This is a genomic window from Nitrobacter sp. 62-13, from assembly GCF_001896955.1.
Taxonomy (GTDB): Bacteria; Pseudomonadota; Alphaproteobacteria; order Rhizobiales; family Xanthobacteraceae; genus Nitrobacter.
In genome coordinates, this window is sequence record NZ_MKRN01000072.1 from 28,281 (window position 1) to 34,934 (window position 6,654).

At 65.3% G+C, this 6,654-nt stretch carries 7 protein-coding genes; 3 read left to right on the plus strand and 4 right to left on the minus strand.

Translation table 11 applies throughout. From position 1 onward, the window contains the following. Positions 1 to 316 precede the first annotated feature (316 nt). On the plus strand, positions 317 to 712 hold the full coding sequence (locus tag BGN91_RS07080; RefSeq protein ID WP_292611775.1) for an SPW repeat protein: 396 nt from the start codon (positions 317 to 319) through the stop codon (positions 710 to 712). Here the strand turns inward: BGN91_RS07080 and moaC are convergent. The 4 genes from moaC to BGN91_RS07100 are packed head-to-tail and all read right to left on the minus strand — an operon-like array spanning position 701 to position 5,010. After that, complete coding sequence (moaC, locus tag BGN91_RS07085; RefSeq protein WP_292611777.1) at positions 701 to 1,213, minus strand: cyclic pyranopterin monophosphate synthase MoaC; 513 nt, start codon at positions 1,211 to 1,213, stop codon at positions 701 to 703. The two genes, BGN91_RS07080 and moaC, sit on opposite strands and share 12 nt — an antisense overlap. Positions 1,214 to 1,222: 9 nt before the next feature. Next, on the minus strand, positions 1,223 to 2,041 hold the full coding sequence (gene trpC, locus BGN91_RS07090; RefSeq protein WP_292611779.1) for an indole-3-glycerol phosphate synthase TrpC: 819 nt from the start codon (positions 2,039 to 2,041) through the stop codon (positions 1,223 to 1,225). Between the two features lie 9 nt (positions 2,042 to 2,050). Next, complete coding sequence (gene trpD / locus BGN91_RS07095) at positions 2,051 to 3,064, minus strand: anthranilate phosphoribosyltransferase (RefSeq protein WP_292611781.1); 1,014 nt, start codon at positions 3,062 to 3,064, stop codon at positions 2,051 to 2,053. A gap of 38 nt (positions 3,065 to 3,102) precedes the next feature. Next, positions 3,103 to 5,010 carry a peptidylprolyl isomerase gene (locus tag BGN91_RS07100; protein WP_292611783.1) on the minus strand — a complete coding sequence of 636 codons (1,908 nt, stop codon included), beginning with the start codon at positions 5,008 to 5,010 and terminating at the stop codon, positions 3,103 to 3,105. Positions 5,011 to 5,268: 258 nt separating this feature from the next. Here BGN91_RS07100 and tpiA point away from each other — a divergent pair, with 258 nt between their 5' ends. Both tpiA and secG read left to right on the plus strand, forming a co-directional pair. After that, positions 5,269 to 6,021, plus strand: coding sequence for a triose-phosphate isomerase (gene tpiA, locus BGN91_RS07105; protein WP_292611785.1), 753 nt, complete (start codon positions 5,269 to 5,271; stop codon positions 6,019 to 6,021). 140 nt (positions 6,022 to 6,161) lie between these two features. Further along, entirely contained in the window at positions 6,162 to 6,551 is a 390-nt protein-coding gene (gene secG, locus BGN91_RS07110) for a preprotein translocase subunit SecG (RefSeq protein ID WP_292611787.1), read from the plus strand. The last annotated feature ends 103 nt before the right edge of the window (positions 6,552 to 6,654 follow it).

Genomic DNA, 6,654 nt, shown 5'->3' on the forward strand with positions numbered 1-6,654 from the left:
GAACTTGCGATCCGCAGACAACGCCGGCCGAAATACCGCGGCGGTGGGTTCGGATGGGCTCGCCATGGCTGGTGGCGCTCTTCCCAGGCAGAAGTTCAACCGTCTGATGAACTCCGCACTCAAATCCTACCGGGGATCATTGGGTTGTCAGCGTCTCCTGAGTCCGGATCAAAACGCCCACGGGGGTAAACAAACCTTTCGAAATCGAAGCAACGACGGAACCCTCTGAGGTCGGGACCTGTTGTCCGGAAATCGGGAGCGGCGATCGGGGCGGCGGCAATTAATTGTCGGAGGGCACAGATCGAAGGAGGCATCCATGAAGTGGAAAAAATGGCGACGGGAATCGATCCTCGACGTCTACAATCTTGTGGCGGCTCTGGTCCTGCTTGCGACTCCCTGGTTTCTCGCGCGGGCCACGGCGACGACAGACCTCGATCTCTGGGTCAGCGGTGCGGCAATCGGTGCGATCTCCGTGATCGCGCTGTTGGCGTTCGCCTTGTGGACCGAATGGATCAACCTGCTGCTCGGGTTCTGGCTGATCGCGTCGCCCTGGGTTCTGGGCTTTGCCCATACCCGCGCCATGCACTTCAGCATCGGCATCGGCGTCGTGGTGGCGTTCCTGGCGGCGCTGGAAATATGGCTGGTCTACGACAAGGAGGACGAGGCTCGCCGCCTTGCGCAGGCCGAGCGGGACCGGCCGCTATTTCACTGACGGGGCGTCCGTCACGAGGTAGTGGCCGGATTTGCCGCCCTTCTTCTCGGCGAGGTGGATGCCTTCGATGCGGACGCCGCGCTCGACGGCCTTGATCATGTCATAGATGGTCAGGCAGGCGACGGAGACGGCGGTCAAGGCCTCCATCTCCACGCCGGTCGGGCCGGAGACCTTGACGCTTGCCCGCACCCGGCAGCCCGGAATCTTTTTGTCGGTTTCGATGTCGAGGGTGACCTTCGCCAGCGCCAGCGGATGGCAGAGCGGGATCAGGTCCGACGTTCGCTTGGCCGCCATGATGCCGGCGATGCGGGCGGTGCCGAGCACGTCGCCTTTCTTGGCGTTGCCGCTTTCGATCAGCGCCAGCGTGGCCTTGGTCATGACCACCACGCCTTCGGCGACGGCGACCCGTTCGGTCGCGGGCTTGGCCGAGACGTCGACCATCCGCGCTTCGCCTTTGGCATCGATATGGGTGAGGGCGGGTTCGTCTTTCTTGCTGGCCATATGCGTCCTTCATCCTTCCTTTAAGGAACTCGCGCGCTCCCGCGCCAGCAGCGTGCGGGTCGCGGCCGTGACGTCGGCCTGCCGCATCAGGCTTTCTCCGACGAGGAAAGTGGAGATGCCGACCCGTTCGAGCCGCGCGAGGTCGGCCTGTGCGAAGATGCCGCTTTCGCCGACCAGCAGGCGGTCTTTCGGAACCAGCGGCGCCAGCGCTTCGCTGGTGGCGAGCGTTGTCTCGAACGTGCGCAGGTTGCGGTTGTTGATGCCGATCATCGGCGAGTGGAGTTTCAGCGCGCGATCCAGTTCCTCGCGATTATGGATTTCGAGCAGCGCGTCCATGCCGAGATCGAGCGCGGCCGCCTCGATGTCGTTCGCCGCGGCATCGTCGAGCGCGGCCATGATGATCAGGATGCAGTCGGCTCCATGCGCGCGGGCCTCGGCCACCTGATAGGTGTCGAACATGAAATCCTTGCGCAGCACCGGCAGCGACGTCGCAGCGCGGGAGGCGGTCATGAAATCGAGCCGGCCCTGAAAGGAGGGCGCGTCTGTCAGGATGGAAAGACAGGCTGCGCCACCGGCCTCATAGGCGCGCGCCAGCGCCGGCGGATCGAAGTCGGCGCGGATCAGGCCCTTCGAGGGCGAGGCCTTCTTGATTTCGGCGATCAGGGCATAGTCGCCGCGGGCGTGTTTTGCGCGGATGGCCTGGACGAAGCCACGCGGCGGCGATGCTGCCCTGGCGGCGGCCGTCACTTCGGAAAGCGGGCGCGCGCTCTTGGCGGCTGCGATTTCCTCGCGCTTGTAGGCTTCGATCTTGGTCAGGATGTCGGCCATGCCACGTCCTCAACCGTTGGATACCGCGATCAGCCGCTTCAGCTTGTCCATGGCCGCTCCGCTGTCGAGCGATTTCGCGCCGAGCGCGGTGCCGTCTTTCAGGTCCTTCGCCTTGCCCGCAACGACCAGGGCCGCCGCGGCGTTGAGCAGCGCGACGTCGCGGAAGGCTCCCGGCCTGCCTTCGAGCACGCCGCGCAAGGATGCCGCGTTCGCCTCGGCGTCGCCACCTTTCAGCGCGTCGCCACCGGCGCGCGACAATCCGGCGTCATCCGGCGTCACCTCGAAGGTGCGGATATTGCCGTTCTCGAGCGCGGCCACGAATGTCGGGCCGGTGAGGGTGATCTCGTCGAGGCCGTCGGAGCCGTGCACCACCCACACCGAGTCCGAACCGAGGTTCTTGAGCACCTGCGCCAGCGGCTCCACCCATTTCCGCGAGAACACGCCGACCATCTGCCGCTTGACACCGGCCGGATTGGACAGCGGGCCGAGCAGATTGAAGATGGTGCGGGTCGCGAGTTCGACGCGGGTTGGGCCGACGTTCTTCATCGCCGGATGATGGGTCGGCGCGAACATGAAGCCGATGCCGGCCTCGTTGACGCAGCGGCCGACCTGTTCGGGCGTGAGGTCGATCTTGATGCCGAGCGCGGCGAGGCAATCGGCGGCGCCGGATTTCGAGGACAGCGCACGGTTGCCGTGCTTGGCGACGGGAACGCCCGCGCCGGCGACGATGAACGAGGCGCAGGTCGAGACATTCACCGAGCCCGAGCCGTCGCCGCCGGTGCCGACCACGTCCACCGCATCCGGCGGCGCCGTCACCCGCAGCATCTTGGAACGCATCGCCGCGACCGCGCCGGTGATCTCGTCGACGGTTTCGCCGCGCACGCGCAGCGCCATCAGAAGCCCGCCCATCTGCGAGGGCGTCGCCTCGCCGGACATCATGCTGTCGAATGCCGACGCTGCCTCCTCGCGCGTCAGCGTCGCGCCGGTGGCGACTTTTCCGATCAGGGCCTTGAGATCGTCCATCAGATGCTTTCGGGAAATATGGGACGCGGTCGATCCCGTTAGTTCGTATTGGCGCCGGTGATCTGCGCCACCGCCGCCTGATTGATCGTGGTGCCGATCTCGGTTTCGAGTCTGGTGATGTACTGGCCGACGTCCTCATCGGCCAGGGCGCGCTGCAGGCCGTCCTTCAGTTTCTTCATTTCGTCGGAGGCGAGATTGAGCGGCTGCACCTTGACGTCGGTGACACGGAAAACCACCCAGCCGTCGGGGCCTGCGCCCGGCGCCTGTCCGGCTCCGTCCTTGGCCGTGCGAAATACGGCGGCGATCACGGCGCCGGGCAGGCCGGCTGCCGTGCCGTCGCGCTTGATGTCGCTCGCGCTCTCGACCTTCAGACCGAGACCGGCCGCCTCGTCGGCGAGCTTGCCGCCCTGATCGAGCTTGCGGACCATGTCCGTCGCCTTGGTCATCAGCCGGCTGCCTATCTGGTCGTCCCGCCATCCGGCCTCGACCTTGTCCTTGACCTCGTCGAGGGTACGCTCGCGCGAGGGCGTGACGCCGAGCACGTCGAACCAGACGAAACCGTTATTGCCGATCTGCAGCGTCTCGTTGTCGACGCCGACGTCGCTGGCGAATGCCTGCGCGATCAGTTCGACACCCGGCGGCAGCCCGGTGACCGGTTTGCCGTCCGGCGCGCGTCCGGAACGGTCGACGGCATCGATGGTGACAGCGGTAAGGCCGAGTTTCTTGGCGGCCTCGATAACGCTCGCGCCGCCGCCGCGCTCGTCCTCCATCTTGTTGTGGAGGTCGTTGACCTCGGTGCGCGCGCGATCGACCGCGATATCGTGTTTCAGTTTCGCGGCGACGCTGTCATATGTCGGCTGGTTGCCGGGTTCGATCTTGCCCACCTTGACGAGCGCGACGCCGAACTTTCCCTGGATCGGCTGGCTGACCTCATCGGTCTTGAGCGAGAAGGCGGCCTCGGCGGTGGCCGGGTCGATGATCTCCGACCGGGTGACCGTGCCCAGATCGACGTCGGAGGCGGCGAGACCGCGTTCCTTGGCGATGTCGTCGAAGGACGCGCCGGCTTGAATCTTGCTTCGTGCCGCCTGCGCCTCGGCCACGCTCGGGAACACCATCTGCCAGAGCTGCCGCTTTTCGGGCGTGGACAGCTTGTCCTTGCGCTCCTCATAAACCTTTTTGGCGTCCTCGTCGGACACCGTTATCGATTTCGCGATCGACTCTGGCGTCATCACGACAAAAGCGACCTTGCGGAATTCAGGCGCGCGGAACTGCACCTTGTGGGCGTCGAAATAGCTCGCAAGCTGCTCCGGCGTCGGCGGATCGATGTTTCCGGCCTGCGCGGCGCCGAGCTTGACATAGTCGATGGTGCGCTGCTCGTTCTGGAAGCGGTTCAGCACATCGAGAAGCGTCTTCGAGGGCTCGACGCCGGCCGCCATCGTGCCGGCGATCTCGCGGCGCAGCGTCGTATGCCGCTGTTCGGCGACATAGCGTTGCTCGGTGTATCCCATCTGGCGGATCAGGCCGGCGAAGCGCGCCGGGTCGAATGCATTGTTGGCGCCCTTGAAGTTGGGATCGCTCATGATCTGGCGCTTGATTTCCTCATCGGATGCGTTGAGGCCCTTGCGCCGCGCGTCCTCGTCGAGGGCGGCTTCCGCGATCACCTGCTGCAGCACCTGACGGTCGAGGCCGAGAGCCCTGACCTGGTCGGGGGACAGCGAACGGCCGAACTGTCGCCCGATCTGTTGCAGCCGGTCATTGTAGATCTCGCGGAATTGCTCGGTCGAAATCTGGGTGCCGCCGATCGTGGCCAGGGTCGACTGGCCGAAACCATGAAAGATGTCCGCGATGCCCCAGATGCCGAAAGCCACGATCAGCAGGCCCATCACGATGGTCATGAGGGTTTTGCCGAGCCAGTTTGATGAGGCGTTACGTATTCCTCGAAGCATGAGTCCGTCTTTTGCAGGAGGGAGGCGGTTCGCGTCTCGGCGGAAGTAGCCGCGCGAGGGCGTCACCGAGTTGATAACGCATCATAAAGTGGCAATCCAGCACTCGCAACCTCGGCGGGACGAACCGTCGCGCGTTGCGGCGGCCAGCGGAGACTGGTCCCGGTGGATAACCTCTGCTAGCAAGACGCACGAACCTCGGCATCCGGGATTGCGCGTTGCCGGGATGACCAATTGTCGAAATCACCCATGAGAGATTCCATGACCGGGTTGCGACCGCTGATTGCTGGAAACTGGAAGATGAACGGCCTCAAGGCATCGGCCAGCGAACTCGGCCAGATGATCGCAGCCGCGGACGGGCCCGCGCAAAAGGCCGACCTGCTGATCTGTCCGCCGGCGACGCTGGTGCTGGCCTTTGCTGGGGCGGTTCAGGGATCGCCGCTGCGAATCGGTGCGCAGGATTGTCACCCCAAGCCCTCCGGAGCCCATACGGGCGATATCGCCGCCGAGATGATCGCCGATGCGGGCGCGACCGCCGTCATCGTCGGGCATTCCGAGCGGCGCGCCGACCATGGCGAGACCGATGCGCTGGTGCGGCAAAAAGCCGAGGCCGCGTGGCGGGCGGCGTTGATCGCCATCGTCTGCGTCGGCGAAACCCAGGATCAGCGGGATGCCGGCCAGACGCTCGAGGTGGTGGGACGGCAGCTTGCCGGTTCGCTGCCGGATGGCGCGACCGCCGCCAATCTCGTCGTCGCTTATGAGCCGGTCTGGGCCATCGGCACCGGCCGCACTCCGACGCCGCAGGATGTGCAGGAGGTTCATGGATTTATCCGCGATCAGCTCAACCAGCGCTTCAGCGGAGAGGGGAGCAAGGTCCGCATCCTTTATGGCGGTTCGGTGAAGCCGTCGAATGCTGCGGAGTTGCTGGCGGTGCCGAATGTGAACGGGGCGCTGATCGGCGGCGCCAGCCTCAAGGCGACGGATTTTCTGGGGATCGCCCAAGCCGTTGCCTGATCGGTCCGAATCGCGGCGAAGGGCCGATTTGCGGGGGTGGCAATCCCGCCGGCGATCGTGTAGACAGCGGCCAACTTCAACCCCCACAGGCGTGCCCGACCGGGTTACCCGGCGCGATCGCTTGTGACGGACGGTATTCGATGCAGACCGTAGTTATCGTTCTCCACCTGATGATCGTTTCGGCGCTGACCGTCGTCGTGCTGCTGCAGAAGTCCGAAGGCGGCGGCCTCGGCATGGGCGGCGGCGCGGGCTTCATGTCGAGCCGCGGCACCGCGAACCTGTTGACGCGCACCACCGCTTTCCTCGCGGCCGGCTTCTTCTTGACCAGCCTGTTCCTGTCCTGGCTTGCGGGCTACGAGCACAAACCGGGTTCGATTTTGGACGCCGCGCCGGCCTCGCAGTCGCAGCCGGCAGGAGGCGCGACACCGGTCGCTCCGCCTGCGAGTGGCGGCCTCCTCGATTCGCTGAAACAATCCGAGAAACCGGCCGCGCCGGCGCCCGCGGGTCCGCAGGCGCCTCGCTCGCAATAAAGCAGGGCGCCATGCAGGACCGTGGTTGCCGTCCTGCGTCAGCAGCCGCACCTAAGAAACTGCAATCGTTAGAACTTTGAAGTCACCCACAGCCCATCCGCAT

Bases quoted from the DNA above. Each gene is read 5' to 3' on its own strand.
- BGN91_RS07080 (WP_292611775.1), top strand. From the start codon at position 317: ATGAAGTGGAAAAAATGGCGACGGGAATCGATCCTCGACGTCTACAAT.
- moaC (WP_292611777.1), bottom strand. From the start codon at position 1,213: ATGGCCAGCAAGAAAGACGAACCCGCCCTCACCCATATCGATGCCAAA.
- trpC (WP_292611779.1), bottom strand. From the start codon at position 2,041: ATGGCCGACATCCTGACCAAGATCGAAGCCTACAAGCGCGAGGAAATC.
- trpD (WP_292611781.1), bottom strand. From the start codon at position 3,064: ATGGACGATCTCAAGGCCCTGATCGGAAAAGTCGCCACCGGCGCGACG.
- BGN91_RS07100 (WP_292611783.1), bottom strand. From the start codon at position 5,010: ATGCTTCGAGGAATACGTAACGCCTCATCAAACTGGCTCGGCAAAACC.
- tpiA (WP_292611785.1), top strand. From the start codon at position 5,269: ATGACCGGGTTGCGACCGCTGATTGCTGGAAACTGGAAGATGAACGGC.
- secG (WP_292611787.1), top strand. From the start codon at position 6,162: ATGCAGACCGTAGTTATCGTTCTCCACCTGATGATCGTTTCGGCGCTG.